Origin of the sequence: Yoonia tamlensis, assembly GCF_900115105.1 — a bacterium.
GTDB lineage: Bacteria > Pseudomonadota > Alphaproteobacteria > Rhodobacterales > Rhodobacteraceae > Yoonia > Yoonia tamlensis.
On the sequence record NZ_FOYP01000002.1, the window covers coordinates 195,389 to 220,736 of the forward strand.

The following is a 25,348-nucleotide window of genomic DNA, read 5'->3' on the forward strand; positions in this document are numbered from 1 at the left end:
TCATGGTAATCCCTGAAAAAACAATATTGACCAGAGCGTTGCACAATTTGGATTCTTGGTCAAATATCAAGGTTAACCGGGCCGCAGACAATGCGCAGGCATCGTTCACACAATGGCGATAGTCGCATTTGCTTTTGTCGCGCTCTGCAAGAAACCTAGTTTGCGGTGCCACCCTATGCTAGGAATTAAGGAACACTTTGGTTACGGCCGGCGCACCCGAAGCCAGATAAGGGACTGCGCCAACCACGTTTCGGGGATTGATTGCGATGCCTAACATTGAAGGCTGGTTGGCTGAAATCGGCCTTCAGAAATACGCGCAGGTCTTTGCCGAGGCCGAAATCGATGTCGAAACACTGCCCGAATTGCACGAGGAAGACCTGAAAGAACTAGGGTTGCCATTGGGGCCGCGCCGCAAAATCTGGGGCGCAATTGCGCGTATGCGCGCCGGCGCGACGGGCCGGCATGCGCATGTTTTTCCTGATCCCGCAAATCTGCCAGACGATGCCCATGCAGAACGGCGCCACCTGACGGTGATGTTTGTTGATCTTGTCGGATCGACCGAAATGGTCATGCGCATGGATGCCGAAGACATGCGCGGCGTTATTTCCAAATACCAGCATGCTGTCGCCGCGGTAGTAGACGAATACAAAGGTTTTGTGGCCACGCTTTTGGGGGATGGCATGCTGTGCTATTTCGGCTGGCCGCATGCCAATGAAGACGACACAGACCGTGCGCTGCGAGCAGGCCTTGCCATCATCGAGGCTACAAAAAAGATCGCAACGCCTGATGGGACGGCGCTTGCGTCGCGGGTTGGCATTGCTGCGGGGGTTGTGGTTGTTGGCGATCTGATCGGCGGCGGCGCACGTCAAGAAGCCGCAGTCGTCGGTGAAACCCCGAATTTGGCGGCCAGATTGCAAGCAGTCGCCGAACCCAACCAACTGGTCGTGCCCGGTGAAATGCTGGCGCATCTGGGAAGTACATTTGTGCTTGTTCCCTTGGGCGCACACAATCTTAAGGGGATCGGCCGCCCGATCGAGGCTTTTGTCGTGCAAGGTGAAACCACGGTAAAAAGCCGGTTCGAGGCGCGCAGAGCCGGAACGCTTATCCCGATTGTCGGCCGTGATGCCGAAATCCGCAGGGTCTTGCAGCGTTGGGGAAATGCGCAGGCCGGTGACGGGCAAATGATTTTGCTAAGCGGTGAAGCCGGAATTGGCAAATCACGGACCGTTCAGGCGGTCGTGGATTCAATAGCGCCCGATAGCCATATCCGGCTGACCTATCAATGTTCGCCCTACCACACCGAAAGCGCATTCTATCCTTTTGCCCAACACCTGAGCTACTCGGCGCAATTTTCCGCGCAGGACACGGTCGATGAACGCCTTGATAAAGTGGAATCGCTGTTTCAAGGGACCCCGTTAACCCATGCGGTGCTTGCGCATTTGTTGGGGATTGACGGCTCTGCGCGCTATGGCGAAATCGACGAAACACCCACCCAGCAGCGCGCGCAGATGATGCAGGCGCTGGTCGAAATCCTGTTGCGCATGGCGCGCGATAAACCCGTGTTCATGGTTTTTGAGGACCTGCACTGGATTGACCCGACTTCGCTCGAACTGCTTGATTTCATTCTTGCTGCATTGCCCGGGCAGAATATCATGATCCTCGCCACAACACGGCCGCCTTTTGATCATGCATTTGGATCGGCCCGCTGTGTGACCCATATTCCACTTGGCCGGCTTGATGAGGCCAAGACGCGCGCCATTGTTGCAAAGCTTACCCAAGGCAAATCCCTGCCAGAGGATATTTTGCAAATCATCGCGCGGCGCACTGACGGGGTGCCATTATTTATCGAAGAACTTACCAAGACCATTCTTGAATCTGGCGCCCTGATCGAAGGCGCAGGGAGTTACACGGTGAACGGGTCGATCCGCGATTTTGCGATTCCCGCAACCTTGCAAGACAGTTTGATGGCCCGGCTTGACCGGCTGGCGCCAATCAAGGAAATCGCCCAGATTGCCGCCTGTGTCGGGCGCGAATTCGACCATCAGCTGATGGCTGAAATCTGCGACATCCCCGAAGCCGCACTGGACGATGCGCTTGCACGGCTTATCTCCGCAGAGCTGATCTACAAGCGCGGAATCGCACCCAAAATCCAATATGTGTTCAAACACGCGCTTGTGCGCGATGCCGCATATGAAAGTCTTCTCAAGAAACGGCGCACGGTTTTTCACAGACGCATTCTTGCCGTGCTCGAGGCCCGACCGGATTCGGCGCCCGAACTTTTGGCGACTCACGCAGAAGCTGCACAGCTTACCGACCGCGCGATTGTACTTTGGGAAGCGGCAGCCAAAGCGGCGATGGCGCGCCCCGCCTATAAAGAAGGCGAAACCCATTTGCGCCGCGCGATTGCCCTGAACGCCCCGACAGCCGCGACCGGTGACAAAGCGGCGCTTGGCATTGCTATTGCGCTCAAGGTCCAGTTGTTCGTCGCGCTTTCGCAGGGCAAGGGGCTTTGGTCTGACGAAGCGATCGGGACGCTCGAGGATGCACTGGCGCAAGCAGACAAGCATGGCGATACGCCGTTGCGCGGGGATATCATCTATGGGCTGTTGATGAGCAGCTATTTCCGCGGACGGCTTGAACGCAGCGTCGCACGCGCCGACGAACTAAAGGGGTTGGCCGAAGCATCCGGCGATATCGCGCAGCTATTGGTCGCAAAACGGCTGGCCGCGATCGGGCGGCTAAAGATGGGCCGCTTTACCGAAGCACAGCCCTATCTTGATGAGGCCGAAGCCCTGAGCGAAAAAGTTGCAAGCCAGAACCTTGCCGCACGCTTTGGGCATGATCCGATTGTGGGGCTGCAAACTTACCAGTCTTTAGGGGCAACATTTAGTGGCAAGACAGCCCGCGCGAAATCCTATCAGCGCAGGGCCGAAAACCGCGCGCGCATTATCGGCCATACCAATACGACCTGCGCGATGCTGGGGCTTTTTGTTATTTGCGCCCACGTTGCAAATGATGTTGCCGCGGAAAAGCAGCAGCTGCGCATCCTGCGCCCGATGATCATCGAACACAAAGTCGAATCCTCTCATCTTTGGGCCGAAGCGACCTATGCTTTGCTACAAATGGCCGAAGGAGATGCCACAGCGCTGGCGACCTATCGCAAGGCCGAAGAGGCGATGCTGGATGCCGGCATTCGCCTGCTTGTTCCTGGCAATCGTGTGGTTGCGGCGCGCCGCGCACTGGCGCTGGGTCTGACTGATGACGCCAAAGAACTTGTCGATGCGGCCGAGGCATTGATGAATGACACCGGCGAAAACAGCTGGAGGCCCGATATCCACCGGCTGCGCGCGGCATTTGCAATTGCCGAAAACGACAGGCCACGCGCGCAAAAACATCTGCTTGAGGCAATTTCCATCGCGCGGGAGGGTGGCGGTACGCTTTGGCAAATACGAGCAACGATTGATCTGGCACAGCTTTACCAAAGCACGGGGCGCATCAAAGATGCCTTGTGTCAGATTGAACCCGTTTTCACCATGGTCGCGCCTGGAAACTGCCCGCAAGAACTGGAGGCTGCAAAAGCGCTTAAACAGGCGCTTAGCGCTGCGGTCGCCTAGACGTATGCAGCAAGCTGCGGCTAATCGAAAAACGGCGCGACTGTCTTGCGGTTGCCCAACATAAATGCGTCGGCGACATGCAGCATCGGGCTGACATCGACGTCCGACTTGCCGGTTTCGATCAACTCTGCAAACCGATGGTAAAGCCCGGGGTATTCACCAAGATCGGGCAGGGGCTGATCAACGCCATTAACCGCAAGCTTCGCGCCGCCATCGGTCAATTGCAGCAGACCTTCGGTGGTTTCAACCGTGATATTCCACGATTGCGGGCCGGTTTGACGCCAGTCAAAATCGGCCTTCACGATCATCCCAGCGGGGCCTGTGAATGTCAGATCGGCGGCAATCGGGGTGCTGCGGTTTTCGGGGAATAACAGGTCAGCCGCTGTCAGGTGCACAGGGTTGGGCAGGATTTCGGTCATAATCGACAGCGCATTAATCCCTGGATCAAATACGCCCAAACCGCCCGGCTGCCAGATCCATTCCTGACCGGGATGCCAGCGGCGCACGTCTTCTTTCCAGTCAATCTGAACCGAAGTAATCTTGCGGTCAGACAACCACGCCCGCGCAGCGGCAACCCCGTCCGCATAGCGTGAATGCCATGTCGCAAACAGCGTGACGCCCTTGGCCCGTGCAAGTTTTTCAAGCTTGAGAACTTCGCTTACGGTGGCGCCCGGGGGTTTTTCCAGCATTGTGTGCTTGCCCGCCATCAGCGATTTCACCGCGATGTCATAGCGCGGCACAGGCGGGATACACAGTGAGATGGCCGGAATCTCCGGATGGGCGGCCAAGAGATCCACAATATCAGTGTAGCTTGCTACACCATCAACGCTGCCCGCGCGGCTTGCGGTTGCAGCCAGATCAAACGCCTCAAGCCCCGCAATGGCGGGGATATGCTGATCGCGGGCAATCTTGCCCACGCCCACAATGGCAATTTTTGCGCCGCGCAATTCTGCGCCGGATGAACTGGTTGCTGTCACGTCGGACCTCATTCGCATCGTGTTGGCACGGGCATTGCGCCCGCGTTTGCGGCCCTTTTAATCGGCCCAGTGCCTAAACACCATGCGTCAGTGCGGCAATCACCCCGCGCAGTTCTGCCAACCCGCGCAACCGCCCAACCATCGGATAACCCGGAAACGTGCCTTGGCCGATATCTGTCAGCAGTTCATGGCCATGATCAGGGCGAAACGGAATGCTGTGATCGGCGCGGCCAGTGTCGCGGCGGCGTTTTTCTTCGGCCAAAAGCACCTTGATCAGCGCGACCATATCGGTGTCGCCTTCCAGATGCGCGGCTTCCTCGAATGCGCCATCAGAGTCTTTGCGCACGTTGCGCAGATGCGCAAAATGGATGCGGTCCGCGTGCTTTGCAGCGATTTCAGGTACGTCATTGGCGGGGTTTGCCCCCAAAGAGCCAGAACAAAGCGTCAGGCCGTTGGCCTTGCTGTCCACAGCCCCCATGATCCAATCAATATCGTCAGCGCCTGACACAATGCGCGCAAGCCCCAAAATGTCGCGCGGCGGATCATCGGGATGCACGCAAAAACGCATGCCCAGATCGTCGGCGGCCGGAATGATTTCATCCAAGAACCGTTTGTAATTTGCGCGCAATGCCGTGCGGTCCAGCCCGTCATAAAGCGTCAGTGCGTGTTTCAACCCGTCAACGTCATAGCGGTCATAGGCGCCGGGCAGCCCTGACATGATCGCGTGCAGCAATGCATCGCGGTCAGCTTGCGTTGACTGCTGGAACCAAATCGCAGCGCGTTGGCGCACATCCTCGGGATAGTCATCTTCGGCAGCGGCACGGCCCAGCATATGAATTTCAAAGGCCGCCATACGGTAGGCTTCGAACCGCAGACAGGTGCCGCCACGTGCAACGGGTGCGGCCAGATCGGTACGGGTCCAGTCCAGAAGCGGCATGAAATTATAGCAAATCACCTGCACACCCGCGTCCGCCAGATTGGCCATGGATTGGCGGTAGTTCGCAAAAAGCTGCGTCAAATCACCTTCGCCGCGTTTGATCCGTTCATGGATTGGCAAGCTTTCGACCACGGCCCAGTCAAACCCTGCGGCGCGGATTTGATCGGCGCGCGCGTTGATCCGTTCGGGTTGCCAGACCTCGCCATAGGGGATTTCGTGCAGGGCATTCACAATGCCGCTTGCGCCTGTTTGGGCCACATCGGGCAGAGTGATTTTGTCCAACCCGCCGTACCAACGCCATGTTTCTTGCATCAGATCATTCCTGTCACAGCGGCGCGCGCGCCCGTTGTGCTAATTTGTGTAAACGCAACCGTTACCGCCGCGCGAAAAATCGGGTTTTCGGCAAGGTCAGCGGTAAAAACATCGCGCATCGCCAGCAATGCCGCGACCTTACCATCTGGTTTTTCCGCGCTGTCATAAGCGGCACGCAATTGCGCGGCCAGCGGGTCTTTGACATCAATCGGAGCGCCATTTTCATCAACACCACCGACATAGCGCATCCAGCCCGCAACCGCCAAAGCAAGCCCCGCGATATCACGGCCCGCTGTCAGATTATCGGCCACTGTCCCCAACAAACGCTGCGGCAGCTTTTGTGATCCGTCCATCGCGATCTGCCATGTCCGGTGACGGATGGCGGGGTTTTGATAGCGGGTTAGCAGGTTTGCGGCATAGCGAGGCAGGTCTTCGCCTTCGGGTTGGGGCAGGGTCGGGATGATCTCATTCGCCCACAAACCGTTGATAAACTGCGCAAACGCCGTGTCCGCAACGGTTTCGGAAATCGTTTCATAACCTGCAAGATAGCCCAGATACGCCAGCGTCGAATGTGTGCCGTTCAAACAGCGCAGCTTCATCAATTCAAACGGTTCAACATCGCTGACCAGCTGCGCGCCAACAGCCCCCCAATCGGGGCGGTCGCCATTGACAAAATCATCCGCGATCACCCATTGGCGAAATGGTTCATGCATCACGCATGCGTTGTCCACGTAACCTTGGGCAGCGGCCAATGCGTCAATATCGGCTTGGGTCGTTGCGGGGGTAATCCGGTCAACCATCGTCGCGGGAAAGCGGCAGTGCATGGCGATCCAATCGGCAAGATCCGGATCAAACGCATGCGCAAAATCAAGCACAACAGCACGGGTCAACGGGCCGTTATTTGGCAGGTTATCGCAGGGCATCACGGTAAACGGCGCAGTGCCCGCCAAACGGCGCAGGTTCAGCGCCTGCACGATATAGCCAATCGCGGATTTCGGGGCATCGGGATGCGCCAGATCATGCGCGATATCGGGGTGATCCAGCAGCAGACCGCCTGTTGCAGGATTATAGCAATAGCCCTTTTCGGTAACCGTCAGTGATACGATTTTGACCGCAGGATCGGACATCCTATCCAACACCGCGCGCGGGTTCTCTGGCGCGACCAAAATATCGTCGATCACTTCGACGACTGCGTATTTCGCCCCATCCGGCGCAAGCGTCACAGACGTATAGGCGCAGCCCTGCGGTTTGAGCTTATCGCGGATATCGGGGCTGCGCAGGCTGACCGTCAGTATACCCCAATCGCCGCCCGATTGCGCCATGGCTTCGGCTGTGAACGGCGCGTTGAAGGCGCGGAAAAACGCGCCCGGCCCAAGGTGGACAATACCAACCTTGGGGCGCGGGGCGTTTGATCGGGTCAGGGTCGGATTAGCGGGCAAGCCAGCCTCCATCGACGTTCAGCACCGCGCCATGCACATAATTCGCAGCAGGCGATGCAAGGAACACAGCCGCGCCGCCCATATCGGATGCATCCCCCCAACGACCCGCTGGAATGCGGTCAAGGATCGCTTTGTTACGTTCCTCATCCGCGCGTAGGGCCGTGGTGTTGTTGGTTGAAATGTACCCCGGCGCCAGCGCGTTGACGTTAATGCCCTTGGCCGCCCATTCGTTTGCCATCAGCTTGGTCAGCCCTGCAACGCCGTGTTTGGAGGCGGTATAAGACGGCACGCGAATGCCCCCTTGGAACGACAAAAGCGATGCCACGTTAATGATTTTTCCACCAGTGCCACGCGCAAGCGCAGCTTTGGCAAAGGCCTGACAGGTGAAAAACACGGCCTTAAGGTTCACATCCATGACGGCGTCCCAATCGGCTTCTGAAAAATCAACGCTGTCGTCGCGGCGGATGATTCCTGCGTTGTTCACCAGAATATCGACCTGATGGTCGTTAAAAACATCGCGGGCCGCCATCGGGTCTGCAAAATCAAGCTGCAGCGCGGTGCCATTTGGCACCAACGCGAGGGTTTCGTCCATGCCAGAGCGCCCAGCGCAGATCACATCCGCGCCGGCATTGCACAAAGCAACGGCAATCGCCTGACCTATGCCTGTATTGGCACCGGTCACAAGCGCGCGTTTCCCTGTCAGGTCAAACGGGTTCACCGCAAATCCCCCATTGCGACCATATCCATATCGGTGAAATCGACGTTGTCACCGGCCATAGCCCAGCAGAACGTATAAGAACCGGTACCAGCACCACAGTGAACAGACCAAGGCGGGGAAATAATCGCCTCTTCATTGGCGATCACCATGTGGCGGGTTTCGGTCGGTTCGCCCATAATGTGGAACACGCGCTGATCAGGGTCAACGTCGAAATACAAATAGGCTTCCATCCGGCGGTCATGGACATGCGCAGGCATCGTGTTCCAGACGGATCCGGGCTTGAACTGGGTGTAACCCATCAGCAACTGGCAGCTTTTGCAGACATCAGGGTGCAGAACCTGAATGATCACGCGCTCGTTTGCTTGTTCGGGGGTGCCAAGTTCAACGCGGCGTGCATCGGATTCCTTGATATGCGTGGTGGGGTAGGTTTGGTGCGCGGGGGCGGACAGAATGTAGAAACGCCCAGCGCCCGAAAACGTCAACGCGCCGCCGCCCATACCGACATATAGCACCTCGCCTTTTTCAAGCGTATAGGTCTGGCCATCCACCGCAACGTCACCCGCAGCACCGATGTTCAGCACAGCCATTTCACGGCGCTCAAGGAATGTTTTGGTGCCGGTTTCGGGCATGTCCGACAGTGTTAAGGGGCCATTAGCTGGCACGGCAGAGCCCATGATCAGCCGGTCATAATGGCTATAGGTCAGGTTGATTTCATCATCGGCAAACAGACCGCCGACATGAAAATGGCTGCGCAGCCCTTGGGTATCCAGCGTTTTGGCCGTTGCCGGATCAATGGCATAGCGGGTTTCGGTTTTCAGCATGAGCGTTATCCTAAACTAGAGAAAATCATCGCGCCGCGGCGTGAACGTATCGATCAGGCGGCCAGCGGCAACGCAGCGACAGCCGTGGACGGCTTGGGTCGGAATAACAAAACTGTCACCAGGGCCGACTTTGGTTTCGACGCCATCAACGGAAAACACGAATTCGCCGCTTTCGACATAGGTGGATTGAATATGCGGGTGATTGTGCAGCGCACCTTCGCCACCTGTGTTAAATGTAAATGCCACAACCATCAGTTCGGGGCTGTCTGACAGCACCTGACGGGTGACGCCCTCGCTGGCTTGGATAACGGGGAATTGCTTGATCATTTTGATTTCCTTCAAAGCTTGTAAGCGGATTTTGCAAGACGGTAAGCAAGGTCAATTGCGACCTCTTGTGCATCGGTCAGACCGATCCGGCCTGTGGCCACCAGATTGGCCAGATAGGCGCAATCGGACCGGCGCGCGACATCGTGGCGGGCAGGGATGGAACAGAAGGCGCGGGTATCATCGTTGAAACCGACGGTGTTATAGAAACCGGCGGTTTCGGTCGTGGCCTCGCGGAACCGCTTGATGCCTTCATAGCTGTCATGGAACCACCACGGCGGGCCAAGGCGCAGCGCAGGGTAAGCCCCGGCAAGCGGCGCGAGTTCGCGGCTATAACTGGTTTCATCCAGCGTAAAGATAATGATGGTCAGGCTCGGTTCCATCCCGACCGCATCAAGCAGCGGTTTTAACGCCTGCACATAGTTGGTTTGGGTCGGAATATCGAAACCTTTATCGCGGCCAAACTGCGCAAAAGTGCCTGCCGAATGGTTGCGGAACGATCCCGGATGGATTTGCAACACCATGCCATCATCAAGGCTCATCCGTGCCATTTCGGTCAGCATCTGCCCGCGAAACGCGTCGGCTTCGTCAGCGGTGCATGTACCTGCCAGCGCCTTGGCAAAAAGTGCGGCAGCATCGGCTTGCGGCATGTCTTTCGTACGGGCGGTGGCATGACCGTGATCGGTCGCGGTGGCGCCATGTGTCTTGAAAAATGCGCGGCGCGCACGGTGCGCACGTAGATATCCGTCCCAACTGGTCGTATCTTCACCCGTCAAAGCACCAAATTGCACGACGTTATCGGCAAAGCCTTCGAATTCAGGATCAACCACATTGTCAGGGCGGTAGGTGGTCACAACACGCCCGTTCCAATCGCTATCCGCAGTCATCTTATGCCATTTCAGGTCATCTAGCGCGCTTTCGGTGGTTGCCAGAACTTCGATTCCGAAACGGTCGAACAGGGCGCGGGGGCGGTAGGCATCTGTCGCAAGCTGGGCATCGATATGGTTGTAATAGCTATCAGCGGTATCCACGTTGAGACGTTCATCAATGCCAAAGACGTGTTCAAACGAATGATCCAGCCACATCGCGGACGGAGTGCCGCGCAGCAGATGATAATTCTGCGCAAAACAGTGCCAGATTTTGCGTGGGTCGGCTTCAACGGCACCACCATCCACGCGCGGCACCCCTAGGCTGGCCATTGGCACCCCCTGCGACACAAGCATGCGAAACACATAATGGTCAGGGACGACAATCAGCTGGGCTGGGTCGGGAAAGCGGGCATTGTTTGCGAACCAGCTAGGGTCGCAATGCCCGTGGGGGCTGATAATCGGCAGCGCTGCGACAGATTCGTACAGGTCACGCGCAATCTTGCGGACCGTCGGCTCCACCGGAAAAAGTCTATCTGGATCTGTTAATGACATCTGATTTCCCGAAAGTACTTGAGCTACCACTAGTCATCTAATATGCTAGTCTGGTAGATAGGTCAAACTGGAATATGACATGAGCGTGCACAATTCACCGACCCTGACACCCGCAGCCACTGCGACAGATCAGGTGTTTCAGGCGCTCTACTCGCAAATTGTCTCGCTCGAGCTTGCCCCGGGCGCCAAAGTATCCGAGGCCGAAGTTGCACGATCGCTCGGGGTTTCGCGCCAACCGGTGCGGGATGCATTTTACCGCCTGTCAGAGCTTGGCTTTATGCTGATCAGGCCACAACGTGCCACGACCGTCACCTATATTTCGCCGCAGGCGTTACACGACGCGCGGTTTATCCGCTGCGCTCTCGAGGTGGAATGCCTGCGCGCGGCCATCGCACGGGCGACAGATGATGACATTGCGCGGCTTGATAACCATTTGGCGGGCCAGCAGGCCGCGCTCGACTCTGGTGACAAGATCGCATTCCATCATCTTGATGACAGTTTTCACGAACTGATCTGCAATATCGCAGGACACCCTAAAGCATGGGTGATCATCCACGACCAAAAGGTGCATCTTGATCGTTTGCGTTATTTGTCATTGACCGTCGGCGCGCAAACCGCGCTGGATGATCACGTTGCGATCATGAACTGCATCCGGTCAGGTGACGCAGACCGCGCCGAAACAGAACTGCGCGCACATCTTGCGCGTATTCTTGACGTCCTCGACAAGGTTATCGCCACACATCCAGAGCTGATCGAAACAAGCGGTTTCTAACGACACCGCTGCCCCCCGCCAATTCCCGCTGCATGTTTTTTTGGCGCGCTCCGGAAACACGCCCAATTATTAATCATTGACACAGATCTCAATTGTGTGTGCGATGTTAGTGTTTGACCAATGCACCTTCTTTTTGACCAATTGGTCTAGAAATATACTAATAATAAGGGACATTTATCATGACGAGCCACGTCAAAACGCAGCTACCCACCCGCCGCCGGTTCCTGACCAGCACGGCGATGGGCGCTCTTTCAATTTCTGCGCTTTCCGCGCCGACGGCCCTGTTTGCCCAAGACCCGATCAAGGTTGCAGGCATCTATACGGTTCCGGTTGAACAACAATGGGTCAGCCGCATCCACATCGCAGCGCTCGCCGCGCAAGAAGCCGGCGAAATCGAATATACCTATTCCGAAAACACCGCCAACACGGATTACCCGCGCGTCATGCGAGAATACGCCGAAGCAGGTTATGACATGATCGTTGGGGAAATTTTCGGCGCCGAGGCCGAAGCCCGCGAAGTGGCCGCCGAATACCCCAATGTCGCCTTCCTGATGGGATCATCATTCAAAGAAGACCCCACTCTGCCGAACCTGTCGGTCTTTGATAACTATATCCAAGACGCGGCCTATCTGTCGGGTATCGTCGCGGGCGCGATGTCCGAATCGGGCAATATAGGCATGGTCGGCGGATTCCCGATCCCCGAGGTGAACCGCCTGATGCATGCCTTCATGGCCGGTGCGGCGGAAATGAACCCTGATATTACATTCCAAGTGTCGTTCATCGGGTCATGGTTCGATCCACCCAAGGCCAAAGAAACTGCCTTTGCGATGATCGAAAACGGCGCGGATATGCTTTACGCAGAACGCTTTGGCGTATCCGATGCTGCACAGGAAAAGGGCGTGCTTGCCATCGGCAACGTCATCGACACGCAGGCCGACTACCCTGAAACCGTTGTCGCATCTGCGATTTGGGATTTCGGCCCAACGATGACAGCCGCGGTCGCAGCGGTGAAGGCCGGCGCATTTACCGCCGACGATTATGGTCAATATTCGTTCATGCATGTTGGCGGATGTTATCTGGCACCATTCGGCACGTTCGAAGGGAAAATCCCACAAGCCGCGCTTGACCTGATTGCAACACGCGAAGCAGCGATCAAAGACGGATCATTCACCGTTACGATCAACGACGAAGAACCAAAGTCGTCATAAAATGTCAGGCGTAGATTCGGCGCAGCCCGTTCTGCGCCTGCAAAATATCACCAAACGATTTGGACCTGTCACCGCCAATGAGGCGGTGACATTTGATCTGGCCAAAGGCGAAGTTATCGCGCTTTTGGGCGAAAATGGTGCGGGTAAAACCACGCTGATGAATATCCTTTTCGGCCAATACACCGCCGACGAAGGGCAGGTCAGCGTCTTTGGCAAACCGCTGCCACCAGGCAATCCGCGCGCAGCACTTGATGCGGGCGTTGGCATGGTGCACCAGCATTTCACCTTGGCCGGAAACCTGACCGTCTGGGAAAACATCGTGTTGGGCGCGCAACCGCTGCACGCGCCGCGCCTGCGTGCGGGGGCGGCCAAGGCCAAAATCCGCGCCCTATCAGAAGAATTCCAGCTTAAGGTCGATCCGGATGCCAAGATTAGCGCACTCACAGTTGGCGAACGCCAGCGCGTTGAAATTCTCAAGGCGCTTTACCGCGATGCGCGGATTCTGATCCTCGACGAACCCACCGCCGTACTGACACCGCAAGAAACTGACGCGCTTTTTGCGACCCTGCGCAAGGCCATTGATCTTGGGCTGTCGATTGTTTTCATCTCGCATAAATTGCACGAGGTCATGGCGATATCGAACCGCGTTCTTGTCTTGCGGCACGGCAAATTGGTGGCCGAAAGGGCAACGTTAGACACTGATCGGGCCGAATTATCCGCCCTGATGGTTGGCGCAGAAACCAGCGCGCCCGAACTGTCACGCGCAACGCCCGGTGCGCCGCTTTTGTCATTGGCGCAACTATCCACGCCACCCATCGGCACCGCCCCCGGATTGCGCAAAATAGACCTGACATTGCGCGCAGGCCAAATCACCGGACTTGCGGGCGTGTCAGGCAACGGGCAGGCCGCGCTTTCGGATTTGATTTCCGGTTTGGTGAGCCCGCAATCGGGCACATTCGAAATTGCGGGCAGCCCCGTCACCGGTTGGACACCGCGCACTGCCATCGCCCAAGGGATCGCGCGCATCCCCGAAGATCGCCACAAGACCGGAACAATTGCCGATTTTGACCTGACCGAAAACACGATCCTTGAAACCTATGCCACGCAGTTTTCCAAGCGCGGCTGGATGAACTGGCGTGGTGCCAAAGCCCATGCCGAAGCCCTGATCAAGACCTACGACGTGCGCTGCTCTGGCCCTGATGCGCGCATTCGGCTGCTGTCGGGGGGGAATATGCAAAAGCTGATCCTCGGGCGGGTGTTGGAAAACGCGCCGCGCATTATTTTGGCAAATCAGCCGGTGCGCGGGTTGGATATTGGTGCTGTGAATTATGTGCACGGGCGGTTGGCTGCGGCGCGCGATGCAGGGGCCGCGGTGCTGCTTATTTCAGAAGATCTTGATGAAATCATGCGCCTGTCCGATGTGATCCATGTGATCAGTGACGGGCGGCTTAGCCCGGAATTTGCGCGCGGCACTATGCAGCCTGAACAGCTTGGTGTTTGGATGGCTGGTGACGGATTTGAGGGTGAAAACCATGCGGCTTGAACCTATCGCAAACCCCAGCCTGACACGGCGGTTAACCTTGCCTGCACTCGCGATCGTGGCAACGATTGTGATCGCGTCACTGCTTGCATTGATCGCAGGCGGCAACCCGTTTGCGGTCTTGGGCCAAATCATCATCGGGGCATTCGGGTCCAAATTCGCCTTGTTAGAGACGCTAAACCGCGCAACCCCACTGATTTTCACGGGGCTGGCCATCGCTGTCGCCTTCCGCGCAAAGCTGTGGAACATCGGCGCAGAGGCACAATTATACGCCGGCGCCGTGATGGTGGCTGTTCTGGGCACGGGCGCATTGCAACTGCCCGCGCCGCTCTTGTTAACCATTATGGCACTCGCCGCGATGATGGCCGGGGCGTTTTTGCTGCTGGTGCCCGCGCTTTTGAAAACGCGGCTCGGGGTGGATGAGGTCGTCACCACCCTTTTGTTCAACTTCATCTTCTTGCTGTTTGTGTCCTACCTTCTTGAAGGGCCTCTTAAGGATCCGATGGGCATGGGCTGGCCCAAATCTGCGCACCTGATCCCCGAAGCAAGATTACCCCGCATCGTTGACGGGCTGCGCCTGCACTGGGGGTTTGCGCTGGCGCTGATCGCTGCCGTGGTGGTCTGGGTCATCGACGCAAAAACCACGCTTGGCTTTGAAATGCGCGCCGTCGGCCAAAACGCCGAGGCCGCGCGATTTGCGGGCATTCCGGTGACCAAAGTGATCCTGAAGACCGCGCTATTGTCCGGTGGATTGGCCGCTCTTGCCGGCTTTTCAGAGGTTGCGGGGCTGAAGGGATCGCTCACGCTCGATCTGTCACCGGGGTTTGGGTACACGGGGATCGTCGTGGCGATGCTGGCGCTTTTGCACCCGTTGGGCGTTGTGGTTGCGGCGCTTTTTGTTGCGGCGATCTTTGTCGGTGCCGATAGCATGAGCCGCGCAATCGGCGTGCCAAGCTATCTGGCCGATATCATGCTTGCGACCGCCCTATTATTCATGGTGCTTGCGATCTTACTAACCAAATTTCGCGTGCGGAGAGACTGATGGAACTTTTTGAAATCCTCACCTCTGCCGCATTTTGGGCCGCTGCAATCCGCATCGCGTCACCACTGATATTCGCAACAATGGGCGAATTGATCTGTGAACGGGCAGGGGTTTTGAACCTTGGAATCGAAGGGATCATGGTCGCGGGTGCATTCGCTGGCTGGATCGCCGTTTGGGCCGGAATGCCGCTTTGGGGCGGTGTTAGTGTCGCATTTATGGTCGGCATGGGCCTTGGCGGCATCCATTCGATCCTGTCTGTTCCGTTCGGATTGTCACAACATGTCGTCGGGATCGGGCTGACGCTGCTTGCCACATCTGCCACGTTCTACACCTACCGCGTGATGCTGCCAGAGGTATCAACGCCGCCGAAAATCGACGCGTTCCAACCGTTCCCGATACCTATCCTGTCAGACATCCCGTTCTTCGGCCCGGCCCTGTTTCAACAAACCGCGCTGACCTATTTGGCCTTCATCCTTGTCGGGGTCGTGTCATTCACGCTGTACCGCACACCGCTGGGATTGGCGGTGCGCGCGGCAGGTGAAAGCCCTGCGGCGGTGGCTGCACAGGGGCTATCAGTCACCGCGATCCGCATGGGCGCGGTCATGGTTGGCAGCGGCTGTATGGCCGTGGGTGGCGCTTTTCTAACAATGTCCGCCTTTGACAGCTTCTTTTTCGATATGGTGAACGGGCGCGGCTGGATCTGCATCGCGCTGGTGGTCTTTGGCGCGTGGCGACCTGGCAAGGCGCTGTTCGGTGCGATCCTGTTCGCGGCATTTGATGCGCTGCAAATCCGTTTGCAACAAACCGGCATCGGGGCAGTTGTCCCCTATCAGGTCTTTCTGATGATGCCCTATATCCTGTCAATCCTCGCGCTGATCGCCATGTCGCGCCGCGCCGAAGTACCAGCCGCGCTTATGGTGCCGTTCAACAAAGGAGAGCGTTAATGTTCGATCTGCTGATCAAAGGCGGCACGCTGCCCGACGGGACCGTGGCCGATATCGCAATCAAAGGCGACCGGATTGCAGAAATTGCACCCAATATCACCGCTGAAGCGGGTGAAACCATTGATGCAACGGGCGATCTTGTGTCGCCCCCGTTTGTTGATCCGCACTTTCATATGGACGCAACATTGTCCTATGGCACCCCGCGCGTGAACGCATCGGGCACGCTGCTTGAGGGTATTAACCTCTGGGGCGAATTGCGCGACATCGCGACGGTGGATGACATGGTCGCGCGCGCGCTGCGCTATTGCGACTGGGCGGCATCGACAGGATTGCTGGCCATTCGCAGCCATGTCGACACGACACCTGACCATCTGAACACCGTCACCGCGATGCTTGAGGTAAAAGAGGCGGTTAAAGACTACATCGACCTGCAACTGGTCGCATTCCCGCAAGACGGGCTTTACCGTGCGCCAAATGGGCGTGAAAACCTGATCCGTGCGCTGGATATGGGGGTCGAAGTTGTCGGCGGCATCCCGCATTTTGAACGGACGATGCAAGACGGTGCCGACAGCTTGCAAGACCTCTGCGAAATCGCGGCGGAACGCGGGTTGATGGTCGATATCCACTGCGACGAAACCGATGACCCGAACTCGCGCCATATTGAAACACTGGCGTTTGAAACCACGCGGCTAGGGCTGGAAGGCCGGGTCGCCGGGTCACATCTGACGTCGATGCATTCGATGGATAACTATTATGTTTCCAAGCTGTTACCCCTGATTGCAGAGGCTGGAATTTCTGCCATTCCAAACCCGCTGATCAACATCATGTTGCAGGGGCGGCACGATACATTTCCCAAACGGCGCGGGCTAACGCGGGTGAAGGAGATGCAAGCGATGGGTATTCGCGTCGGTTGGGGGCAAGATTGCGTTTTGGACCCTTGGTACAGCCTTGGTACCGCCGATATGCTGGATGTGGCGTTCATGGGGCTGCATGTCGCCCAGATGAGCCACCCTGACGAAATGGCCCGCTGTTTCACGATGGTAACAGAGACAAACGCAGCAATTATCGGGTTAAAAGATTACGGTCTGCACAAGGGTGCGGTGGCCTCGCTTGTGATCTTGGACGCTGCCAACCCGACCGAGGCCCTGCGCCTGCGCCCAGCGCGGCTGGCCGTGGTTGCCAAAGGCAAAGTCATCGCGCGCAGCCCGCGTGCCGATGCGGCGTTAACCTTGCCAGGCCGTCCAGCGCAGGTACGCCGGCGGGTAAATTAACCAAGCTGCGCCAGACATTCGGCCAGTGATGCATCTTGAATCTGCTGATACAGCGCAAATTCATCGGCAACCTGCATGCCAAGCGCCGCTTCAAACGCGGATTGGCTTGATGCGCTGTGCTGATTCTGATCCGCATCATCACCAAGATTCGACTGGAAAATGCCAGCGGCGCTGACCGGCAGGAAATCTTCGTAAATGACGGGGCTAAGTGTCAAAACGCCCGCATCCAACAGGGCTGCGGTACTGTGATCCGCGCCAGCAGGTTTTCCGGTCAGCGCGAATTTGAAATAGGCCAGACCCTGATCATACAGACCGCGCCAATCGTCGGGGAACACGGCAAAAGCATCGGAAAGCGCGTCCATATAGGTTTGTGCGTTGGAACCATCGCCCGCTGGCAGGACCTGTGCACGCACCCCTGCGAGCGTTTCATCATAAAGCGCACGCCCTTTTGGGCTGAGCGCAACGCCGCGTTGTTCGATCTCGCCAAAGCGGGCGGTGTGGCTGCCAGTTGCGGCACCACCATCGGCGGCGGGAAAATTCACCGGTTCTTCGAGCGCTTTGAACGATGTCTGGCGCAGAAGGATCGGGCAGTTACGGCGCGGCGGCCCTTCGACCACGGCTTTGGCGGGCAGGCCGCGCGCGATCATAGCCGTTTGCGCCGCGTCGATATCCAAGGTGCGCGGGGTCAGGTGGTTGATATGCGGGCCCTTGAACGACACCACGTCGGCAATCAACCGGTGCGCGGCGTTCAGCTGGTCAAAGGTCGCGATGTCGACGCAGGCATCGGCATGCCAGCGAAAGGTTTCCAGCACTTCAGCCACAAATTGCGCGGCGTCTGCGGGAGTTAACCCGCCGTCCGCCTCTGCCTTTTCGGTCAACGCAATCGCACCTTGCGTGAAAATCTGACGCTTTGCCAAGATGTCTTTGGCCTGTGCGCGCAGGGTTTCATCCTTGATCAATTCAAGCCGCAAAAGCGATGTGAATACCCGAAACGGGTTCGCAGCCAATGCGGCCCGCGAAATCGGGCGAAACGCGGTGGAATGCACGGGCACCGCAGCGGGCGACAGGTCGTAATAGCCGACCGGAAACATGCCCATTACTGCAAAAACCCGCGCCATCATTGCCAGTTCTTGCGCCGTGCCCAGCCGGATAGCGCCGTGGCGTTCTTCGGAAATGCGGGTTGTGTCCTCTTGCGGGGTCAGGTTCAGCAGCGCGGCGGCAGGGCCATTTAACGTTGCCGCATTTGTCGTTTGCACAATCTCGAGCAAGTCACCGTAGGCGGGAACCTCTTTACGGTACATCGCCGACATGGCTGCCGAAAAACTGGCGCGAATTGTGTCGGGCTGCGCAAATGTCGCGGTCATCTTGGATCATCCTTGGCTATGGTCGGCGGGGGCAAGGCCGCCCTGCATATTTTTAGATCATGCTTTTTGACGGCATGAAAGCCTTGTGATGTCGCGGGGCGTGTCAGCGTTTCACACGAAAGACCACCAGATAAAGCGCAGGAACAAAAACCAGTGTGATCAGCGTCCCTGCGATAATCCCGCCCATCATCGCATAGGCCATCGGCCCCCAGAAAATCTGGCGCGAAATCGGGATCAACGCAAGGCTTGCCGCCGCTGCCGTCAACAGGATCGGGCGCGCCCGTGAATCGCTGGCTTCGAATACCGCGTCCCATGCGCTGCGGCCCTTGTCGCGCAGCACTTCGATCTCGGAGACAAGGATAATCGAGTTGCGGATCAAAATCCCCATCAAGGCCAGCACACCCAAAATCGCCACAAAGCCAAGCGGCGCGCCCGAAGGCACAAGTGCGGCAACCACGCCGATCAACCCCAACGGGGCCACGCAGAACACGATAAACGCCAGCCGGAAACCCTGCATCTGGATCATGATAAGGGTCAGCATCGTCAGTAGCATTGCGGGAACCACTGCAGCGATCGGGGCTTGGCTGTCGGCGCTGCTTTCGACTGTGCCGCCAACCACGGCATTATACCCAAGCGGCAACGCGTCATTAAATGCCGTGATTCGGTCGGACATTTGCGTGACTATCGTTGCGGGCTGGTCCGCTGTTGCAATCGCGGCTTTGACCGTGATTGTTGGCATCCGGTCGCGTTGGTGGATGACGGGTTGTTCGGTGTCATAGCTAAATGTGGCAATAGATCGCAACGGGATAGCGGCACCTGTCGGCGTCGATAGTTGCAAGTTCGACAAAGCCTCGATTGATTGGCGGTCAACCGCGCTGCCGCGCACGCGGATATCAACCAGATAATCATCGTCGCGCAAGGATGTGACCGTATTTCCGTCATAAATGGTATAAAGCGTTTGCGCGATATCGCGCGAAGTAAGCCCAAGCTGCCGGGCTTTGTCTTGCAAGATATTGATCCGCACCACCCGCGCCGGTTCGTTCCAGTCAAGAACGATCCCTGTCAAGCGGTCATCTGTTGCCAGCAAAGCAGCCAGTTCACGCGCATGATCGCGCAGCGTGTCAGGGTCGGGGCCGCTAAGCCGGTATTGCACGGGGCGACCAACGGGCGGGCCAATTTCAAGCAGTTTCACAAAGATATCAGCGCCCGGAAAATCGGTTTCGGCGATCGTCTGGATTTTACTGCGCAGCGCATCACGGGCGGCGACAGACGGGGTTTGGATCACAATCTGTCCAGTATGCGGGCCGGGCGTTGGAACATCAAACGCAAGCAAGAAACGCGGCGCACCGCGCCCGACATAGGATGTCCAGAACAGCACGTTTTCATCGTCTTGCAGATGGGATTCAAGCCGGTCAAGTTGCGCTTGGGTTTCGGTGATAGACGTGTTTTGCGGCAACGCAATATCGATGACCAATTCGGGCCGGTCAGAGCTGGGAAAGAACTGCTGTTCGACAAACCGCATCCCGTAAATCGATGCGCCAAATATTGCGATTGTCACGAAAATTGTGGCCCAGCGGAACTGCATGGCGCCGCGCAGCAGCACATGGAACAAACGGCGGAATCGGCCCGGCTCTGCGGCGTGGTGCCCGATGTTTTCTTTTAGCAATGTCACGCCGATCAATGGCGCAAATAGCACGGCAACCACCCATGAAATCGACAGGGACACGGAAATCACCACAAAAAGCGAAAACGTAAATTCCCCGGCCGCCGAAGAATTCAACCCGATTGGAATAAAGCCGGCCATGGTAATCAACGTGCCTGTCAGCATCGGGGCCGCGATTGACGTCCATGCATAAGAGGCGGATTTGACAAGACTTTCGCCCTTTTCCAGCCGCGACATCATCGTTTCAATGGCAATCATCGCGTCATCAACCAGCAGACCCAAGGCAATAATCAGCGCGCCAAGCGAAATCCGCTGCAAGGTAAAGCCCGTGTACTCCATGATCACAAACGTAATCGCCAGCACCAACGGGATGGTCAAAGCAACCACAAACCCCGCGCGCACGCCAAGGCTGACAAAGCTCACGGCAAGCACGATCAGCACCGCTTCCAGCAGGGCCTTGAGAAAGTGGTTAACCGCGTCGTTGACAACATGGGGCTGGTTGGCAACCTGATGAATGTTAATGCCGATTGGCAGTTGTGTGATTGCATCCGCCATCACTGCGTCAAGCTCTGCACCATAATCAACGATGTTTGCGCCTTGGCGCATACCCACGGCCAGCCCGATCGCCTCTTGGCCATTATAGCGGAACAGGGCAGATGGCGGGTCTTCGTAGCCGCGATGAATATCCGCAATATCGGTCAGCGGGAAAAACTGGTCGCCGACACGCAAATTGATTGCAGCAAGGCTTTGCACATCGTCAAATTGCCCGTCGATCCGGACCAGAACCTGTTCTGATCCCGCCTTGATTACCCCCGACGGCAGAATGGCGTTTTGTGCCGCAAGCGTTGCTTGCACGGCCTCTTGATTGATGCCCAGCGCGGCCATGCGTTCAGTCGAGAATTCAAGATAGATCACCTCGTCGCGGACGCCGTAAATTTCGACTTTACCGGCATCATCAAGCGCCTGAATTTCGCGCCGCACCCTTTCGACATAATCGCGGACCTCGCGCGGGGTGAACCCGTCATAGGTGAATGCGTACAGATTCCCGAATACATCGCCAAAGTCATCGTCAAACTGGAAACCAGCAAACCCTTCGGGAAATTCGCCACGGATGTCGCCCATCATGCTTCGCACCCGCTGCCAGATACGTGGCAATTCATCCGCATCAGTCGTCGCGAGCAATTCGATATAAACAATGGTTTGCCCTGCGGCCGTCACCGAACGGGTGAAGTCAAGTTCGGGCAGTTCTTCCAGCTTTTTTTCGATACGGTCGGTCACTTGCGACAGGGTCTGTGCAACATCTGCGCCCGGCAATGCGGCGGATACGACCATTGTTTTGATCGCAAAGTTGGGGTCCTCTTCGCGGCCGATATTCATATAAGACATTGTTCCGGCAACAACAGAGACGATGATCAGGAACCAGACAAAAGACCGGTGCGACAACGCCCAATCGGATAGGTTAAAACCCTTCATTGCGACACACTCCGGCCAATGGGTTGATTTTCATGCAAAGAATGGATGCCACGCAAGACAACCTCGTCGCTCACATCAATGCCCGAAATAACCCTGACGTGATCACCAAACTGGGCGCCCAACGTGATCTGTCGCAGGTTTACGACGTTTTGATTCCGGTCCACGATCCACACAGAGAAATCCGTACCGGACCGCAAAACCGCGCTCAGTGGAACCGAAATTACAGTGCTTTCATCCGCAATCGCGCGTACTTCGACCAGCGCGCCAAAGCGAAACCCCTGCGGCGGGTCTGACAAAACAAGATGCGCACGGCGATTGCGGGTAAGGCTTTGTGCAACCGGATCAACCCGTGCAAGTCGCGCCGTCGTTCTTAGCTGCGGATTAGCGACAAGCGCAACATCGAATGTCATCCCGATTTCAAGCGCGGCAAGCCCTTGTTCGCTGATATCCACAACGATTTCGCGGTTATCCGCATTGGCAAGGCGCAAAACCTCTAGCCCGGGCGAAACAAGCGCGCCGACGTCTTGAAACGCCGCTGTTATCACCCCCGCCTGCGGTGCGCGCAATGTCGCAAGATCAAGTTTGTCTTGTACCAGCGCCAGATTGGCGCGCGCCTGCTCTAGTCCGGCCTGCGCCGCGACAAGCGACCGCTGTGCATCTTCCTGACGCGTTTGCGCATCAACCCCGCGTTCGGCCAGTTCCACAGCCCTTTGCCATGCCTGTTCTGCCGAACCATAGTTCGTTTCTGCAACCAGAACACCGGCTTGGGCGCTGCGCAATTCGGATTGTATGTCTGTGGAATCCAACCGTGCCAGAATGTCGTCTTTGGCGACCAATGCACCTAGATCGACCCGCCGTTCGATCAAAGTGCCGCCAATCGGAAAGCCAAGCGCAACCTCGTAGCCCGCCGCGACCGTCCCGATATAGGTGGTTTCTTGCAAATGGCCGTTGCCGACATGCGCCGACACCACAGGGCGCGGAACCGCTGACACGATTTCGGACAGCGCAGGCGCGGATTCCGCAAAAAGAGGGTTCGCAGCCATGGTTATCAGCAAGATCAGATGTCTCATTGTGATGTCTCCGCGTGAATCCGGACAAGCCGGTCAGGGTACAAAAGCTGCGCACCCGCTGTTACAACCAAGGCCCCTTCATCCAATCCGCCCGCAACAAGTATGATGCCCGTTTCGTAGCGATCGACCGTTATTTGGTGCAATGAAACCCGCATCGTTTCCGGATCAATCACCCAGACCGCGGGGCCATTTTCGGAAACAGACATGGCGCGATAAGGCAAAACAATCCGGCGCGCCGTAGATTCGATTGTGCTGCCGCGCACCGCATCGCCATATTCGACACCCGCCGGTTTTTCATCAATTTGCACCTTCACCGCGACGGTGCCGGTTGCGGGGTCCACCAACGGGGACACTTCGCGCACGGTGCCGAAAAATTCCTGCTGCGGGATATCCAGCGGGGCCAAACGCACGGTTGCCACGGCATGCGTGCTGGTCAGCAGGCTTTCGGGAACATCAAAAACCGCGTCCACCGCGCCACCAAGCGCCAGTTCGATGACTGGCTGCACCGCGCCGATGACCTGCCCGGGTTCGACAAAGCGCGCGGTGACCGTCGCCGATTGCGGGGCAAGAATGACGGTATCCTCAAGCGCCTTTTCCGCAAGCGCCAGATCGGCAAGGGCCTGCGCCAGCACACCGTCTTTCACGCGGCTTTGATCCGCCGCGCTGTCGCGGGCCACACGTGTGGTTGCACCCCGCTCAAGAAGCGCATCCTGCCGGCGCAGGTCTTCACGGGCCTGATCGCGGTCGGCTGTCGCTGTTGAAACACCGGCGCGCGCGGCGCGTAATGCCTGTTCTTGCTGAATCGATGTGGTGCGCGCCAGAACGTCGCCCGCGGCCACAACATCGCCTTCGCGCACTTCTATGCTGGCAATGCGCCCCCCGCTCAGAAACGACAGCGTCAGGGTGTCGCGCGCAACAATTTCTCCGGTTAGGGAAATATTGCGCGTCGAAACAGTGGTTTGCGCGGTTATTGCCGACACTGTCAGCGGTTCCTCGGCGGCAAGCGATGACGCCGCGACCAGTCCGGCAAGAAAAACAACTACGCGAATGCGACGCATGAGGATATCCAATTTGTCTTTGCGATTGGTGCAATCCTGATGAAGAACCATCAGATAGCAACTGCTATCTGGGTGACATAACGCTGGAACATTCAAATTACAACTGCTATCTGAATACCCATGACCGACCAATCCAAACGCGCCCTATCCCAGCAACAAACGCATGACGCACTGGCCAAAGCCGGCGCAGAGCTAATTGCAAAAAACGGATTTGCCGGCGCTTCGGTGCGCGATATTGCCAAACGCGCGGGCTATACACAGGGCGCCTTCTATTCGAATTTCAAAAGCAAAGAAGATCTTGTCTTTGCGGTCCTGCGCAGCCAATTCCAATACGCCTATGTGACAATCGAAGAGTTTAGCAAAGACACCACAAAACCGGTCACGCAAATGGTTATGCAGGCCGCGCAATGGCTTGATGAAATTTGCGGGTCCAACGAAAACACCCAGCTCGAGACCGAGATCAGCCTGCACGCATTGCGTGATCCCGTTTTTGCAAAAACCTACTATGCGCTGCTTGATGATCATGCCGCCAAAATGGCCCAAATTGTACAAGCAGCCACCGATGCGCGGCAGTTGCGATTGCGTGCCCCCGTCAGCCTCGTCGCGATGGGTATGATTTCAATGGCGCGCGGGCTAAAGCTTATGGCGCCGCATTATGATCCCCAATTTGTCCGGCAAACGCTTGCCGTTTTTCTCGAATCCGTGATCCAGCCAGCCAGCGACGATGCAGGTCACAAGGCCGAATAGGCGGCCAGCAGGCCGTTCACATCGTCAAAATAGGTGACTGCACCTTGATCAAGCAGCAACCCGCAGTCGCAATAATCTTTGATGGTCTCGCGGGAATGCGAAATCATGATGATTTGGCTACTGTTCAACTTTTCCTTGAATACCTCCTGACTTTTGCGCCGGAAAGCCGCGTCGCCAACGGCGGTGATTTCGTCGATCAGGTAGACCTGAAAATCAATTGCCATGCTTAGGCCAAAGGCCAGCCGCGCTTTCATCCCGCTTGAATAGGTCTTGATGGGCAGCCGCAACGACCGCCCCAGCTCTGAAAACGCCATGACATAATCGGTGACTTTTTCGGTGTCTTGCCCATAAATCCGCGACACAAAGCGAATATTTTCAAGCCCCGTCATGCTGCCATTAAAACCGCCCGCAAATCCGAGCGGCCAGGATACGCGCAAGCTGCGGTAAACATGGCCCGAACTAGGTGGTTCAGATCCGGCAAGCAGCCGCATCATCGTCGACTTTCCCGCGCCGTTCTTGCCCATTATCGCAAGGTTGCGATCTTGCGGAAAACGGAAGGTCAAATCATTCAGGATCGTCTTTTTGACGCCCTTAATTGTGTAGGTCTTTGTGACACGGTCAAATGCGAGCATC

At 57.1% G+C, this 25,348-nt stretch carries 20 protein-coding genes; 8 read left to right on the forward strand and 12 right to left on the reverse strand.

Annotation, left to right across the window (positions count from 1 at the left end):
• Positions 1–266 precede the first annotated feature (266 nt).
• A complete protein-coding gene (locus BM320_RS12860; RefSeq protein ID WP_131802422.1) occupies positions 267–3,614 on the forward strand; it encodes an ATP-binding protein in 3,348 nt (1,115 codons plus the stop codon).
• Positions 3,615–3,634: 20 nt separating this feature from the next.
• On the opposite strand, the gene BM320_RS12865 is transcribed toward BM320_RS12860, so the two are convergent.
• The 7 genes from BM320_RS12865 to uxaC all read right to left on the reverse strand — a co-directional run bounded on the left by BM320_RS12865 (position 3,635) and on the right by uxaC (position 10,563).
• Entirely contained in the window at positions 3,635–4,591 is a 957-nt protein-coding gene (locus BM320_RS12865; RefSeq protein WP_278246433.1) for a Gfo/Idh/MocA family protein, read from the reverse strand.
• A 73-nt stretch (positions 4,592–4,664) separates the two neighbouring features.
• A complete protein-coding gene (gene uxuA / locus BM320_RS12870) occupies positions 4,665–5,840 on the reverse strand; it encodes a mannonate dehydratase (RefSeq protein WP_090200939.1) in 1,176 nt (391 codons plus the stop codon).
• Positions 5,840–7,291 (reverse strand): mannitol dehydrogenase family protein, encoded by a 1,452-nt coding sequence (locus tag BM320_RS12875; protein ID WP_090200940.1) that lies wholly within the window; start codon positions 7,289–7,291, stop codon positions 5,840–5,842. The genes uxuA and BM320_RS12875 overlap by 1 nt, the downstream gene beginning before the upstream one ends.
• The gene (gene kduD, locus BM320_RS12880) at positions 7,269–7,997 is read right to left on the reverse strand and encodes a 2-dehydro-3-deoxy-D-gluconate 5-dehydrogenase KduD (RefSeq protein ID WP_090200942.1); all 729 of its coding nucleotides are present in this window, start codon (positions 7,995–7,997) and stop codon (positions 7,269–7,271) included. The genes BM320_RS12875 and kduD overlap by 23 nt, the downstream gene beginning before the upstream one ends.
• Positions 7,994–8,818, reverse strand: coding sequence for a 5-dehydro-4-deoxy-D-glucuronate isomerase (gene kduI / locus BM320_RS12885; RefSeq protein ID WP_090200944.1), 825 nt, complete (start codon positions 8,816–8,818; stop codon positions 7,994–7,996). Before kduI ends, kduD begins: the two co-directional genes overlap by 4 nt.
• 15 nt (positions 8,819–8,833) lie before the next feature.
• Positions 8,834–9,145, reverse strand: coding sequence for a cupin domain-containing protein (locus BM320_RS12890; RefSeq protein WP_090201551.1), 312 nt, complete (start codon positions 9,143–9,145; stop codon positions 8,834–8,836).
• Between the two features lie 11 nt (positions 9,146–9,156).
• Complete coding sequence (gene uxaC, locus BM320_RS12895) at positions 9,157–10,563, reverse strand: glucuronate isomerase (RefSeq protein WP_090200946.1); 1,407 nt, start codon at positions 10,561–10,563, stop codon at positions 9,157–9,159.
• Between the two features lie 79 nt (positions 10,564–10,642).
• Here uxaC and BM320_RS12900 point away from each other — a divergent pair, with 79 nt between their 5' ends.
• The 6 genes from BM320_RS12900 to BM320_RS12925 all read left to right on the forward strand — a co-directional run bounded on the left by BM320_RS12900 (position 10,643) and on the right by BM320_RS12925 (position 17,340).
• On the forward strand, positions 10,643–11,335 hold the full coding sequence (locus BM320_RS12900; protein ID WP_090200948.1) for a GntR family transcriptional regulator: 693 nt from the start codon (positions 10,643–10,645) through the stop codon (positions 11,333–11,335).
• A gap of 179 nt (positions 11,336–11,514) precedes the next feature.
• Positions 11,515–12,543, forward strand: coding sequence for a BMP family protein (locus BM320_RS12905; RefSeq protein ID WP_090200950.1), 1,029 nt, complete (start codon positions 11,515–11,517; stop codon positions 12,541–12,543).
• A 1-nt stretch (position 12,544) separates the two neighbouring features.
• Positions 12,545–14,086, forward strand: coding sequence for an ABC transporter ATP-binding protein (locus BM320_RS12910; protein ID WP_090200952.1), 1,542 nt, complete (start codon positions 12,545–12,547; stop codon positions 14,084–14,086).
• On the forward strand, positions 14,076–15,125 hold the full coding sequence (locus tag BM320_RS12915; RefSeq protein ID WP_090200954.1) for an ABC transporter permease: 1,050 nt from the start codon (positions 14,076–14,078) through the stop codon (positions 15,123–15,125). Before BM320_RS12910 ends, BM320_RS12915 begins: the two co-directional genes overlap by 11 nt.
• Positions 15,125–16,069 (forward strand): ABC transporter permease, encoded by a 945-nt coding sequence (locus tag BM320_RS12920; RefSeq protein ID WP_090200956.1) that lies wholly within the window; start codon positions 15,125–15,127, stop codon positions 16,067–16,069. The genes BM320_RS12915 and BM320_RS12920 overlap by 1 nt, the downstream gene beginning before the upstream one ends.
• The gene (locus tag BM320_RS12925) at positions 16,069–17,340 is read left to right on the forward strand and encodes an amidohydrolase family protein (RefSeq protein ID WP_090200958.1); all 1,272 of its coding nucleotides are present in this window, start codon (positions 16,069–16,071) and stop codon (positions 17,338–17,340) included. The genes BM320_RS12920 and BM320_RS12925 overlap by 1 nt, the downstream gene beginning before the upstream one ends.
• On the opposite strand, the gene hglS is transcribed toward BM320_RS12925, so the two are convergent.
• The 4 genes from hglS to BM320_RS12945 form a co-directional block, all read right to left on the reverse strand.
• Positions 17,337–18,704 carry a 2-oxoadipate dioxygenase/decarboxylase HglS gene (gene hglS, locus BM320_RS12930; protein WP_090200960.1) on the reverse strand — a complete coding sequence of 456 codons (1,368 nt, stop codon included), beginning with the start codon at positions 18,702–18,704 and terminating at the stop codon, positions 17,337–17,339. The genes BM320_RS12925 and hglS overlap by 4 nt on opposite strands.
• Before the next feature lie 103 nt (positions 18,705–18,807).
• Entirely contained in the window at positions 18,808–21,840 is a 3,033-nt protein-coding gene (locus tag BM320_RS12935) for an efflux RND transporter permease subunit (RefSeq protein ID WP_090200961.1), read from the reverse strand.
• Positions 21,837–22,910, reverse strand: coding sequence for an efflux RND transporter periplasmic adaptor subunit (locus BM320_RS12940; RefSeq protein WP_090200963.1), 1,074 nt, complete (start codon positions 22,908–22,910; stop codon positions 21,837–21,839). The genes BM320_RS12935 and BM320_RS12940 overlap by 4 nt, the downstream gene beginning before the upstream one ends.
• Positions 22,907–23,968, reverse strand: coding sequence for an efflux RND transporter periplasmic adaptor subunit (locus tag BM320_RS12945; RefSeq protein WP_165615057.1), 1,062 nt, complete (start codon positions 23,966–23,968; stop codon positions 22,907–22,909). Before BM320_RS12945 ends, BM320_RS12940 begins: the two co-directional genes overlap by 4 nt.
• A gap of 120 nt (positions 23,969–24,088) precedes the next feature.
• On the opposite strand from BM320_RS12945, the gene BM320_RS12950 reads away from it, so the two are divergent.
• Entirely contained in the window at positions 24,089–24,715 is a 627-nt protein-coding gene (locus tag BM320_RS12950) for a TetR/AcrR family transcriptional regulator (RefSeq protein WP_090200966.1), read from the forward strand.
• On the opposite strand, the gene BM320_RS12955 is transcribed toward BM320_RS12950, so the two are convergent.
• Positions 24,700–25,347 carry an ABC transporter ATP-binding protein gene (locus tag BM320_RS12955; RefSeq protein WP_090200967.1) on the reverse strand — a complete coding sequence of 216 codons (648 nt, stop codon included), beginning with the start codon at positions 25,345–25,347 and terminating at the stop codon, positions 24,700–24,702. The genes BM320_RS12950 and BM320_RS12955 overlap by 16 nt on opposite strands.
• Position 25,348 lies beyond the last annotated feature (1 nt).

Coding starts and splice junctions, on each gene's coding strand:
- BM320_RS12860 (WP_131802422.1), top strand. CDS start 267: ATGCCTAACATTGAAGGCTGGTTGGCTGAAATCGGCCTTCAGAAATAC.
- uxuA (WP_090200939.1), bottom strand. CDS start 5,840: ATGCAAGAAACATGGCGTTGGTACGGCGGGTTGGACAAAATCACTCTG.
- BM320_RS12875 (WP_090200940.1), bottom strand. CDS start 7,291: ATGGAGGCTGGCTTGCCCGCTAATCCGACCCTGACCCGATCAAACGCC.
- kduI (WP_090200944.1), bottom strand. CDS start 8,818: ATGCTGAAAACCGAAACCCGCTATGCCATTGATCCGGCAACGGCCAAA.
- BM320_RS12890 (WP_090201551.1), bottom strand. CDS start 9,145: ATGATCAAGCAATTCCCCGTTATCCAAGCCAGCGAGGGCGTCACCCGT.
- uxaC (WP_090200946.1), bottom strand. CDS start 10,563: ATGTCATTAACAGATCCAGATAGACTTTTTCCGGTGGAGCCGACGGTC.
- BM320_RS12900 (WP_090200948.1), top strand. CDS start 10,643: ATGAGCGTGCACAATTCACCGACCCTGACACCCGCAGCCACTGCGACA.
- BM320_RS12905 (WP_090200950.1), top strand. CDS start 11,515: ATGACGAGCCACGTCAAAACGCAGCTACCCACCCGCCGCCGGTTCCTG.
- BM320_RS12910 (WP_090200952.1), top strand. CDS start 12,545: ATGTCAGGCGTAGATTCGGCGCAGCCCGTTCTGCGCCTGCAAAATATC.
- BM320_RS12915 (WP_090200954.1), top strand. CDS start 14,076: ATGCGGCTTGAACCTATCGCAAACCCCAGCCTGACACGGCGGTTAACC.
- BM320_RS12920 (WP_090200956.1), top strand. CDS start 15,125: ATGGAACTTTTTGAAATCCTCACCTCTGCCGCATTTTGGGCCGCTGCA.
- BM320_RS12925 (WP_090200958.1), top strand. CDS start 16,069: ATGTTCGATCTGCTGATCAAAGGCGGCACGCTGCCCGACGGGACCGTG.
- hglS (WP_090200960.1), bottom strand. CDS start 18,704: ATGACCGCGACATTTGCGCAGCCCGACACAATTCGCGCCAGTTTTTCG.
- BM320_RS12935 (WP_090200961.1), bottom strand. CDS start 21,840: ATGAAGGGTTTTAACCTATCCGATTGGGCGTTGTCGCACCGGTCTTTT.
- BM320_RS12940 (WP_090200963.1), bottom strand. CDS start 22,910: ATGAGACATCTGATCTTGCTGATAACCATGGCTGCGAACCCTCTTTTT.
- BM320_RS12945 (WP_165615057.1), bottom strand. CDS start 23,968: ATGCGTCGCATTCGCGTAGTTGTTTTTCTTGCCGGACTGGTCGCGGCG.
- BM320_RS12950 (WP_090200966.1), top strand. CDS start 24,089: ATGACCGACCAATCCAAACGCGCCCTATCCCAGCAACAAACGCATGAC.
- BM320_RS12955 (WP_090200967.1), bottom strand. CDS start 25,347: ATGCTCGCATTTGACCGTGTCACAAAGACCTACACAATTAAGGGCGTC.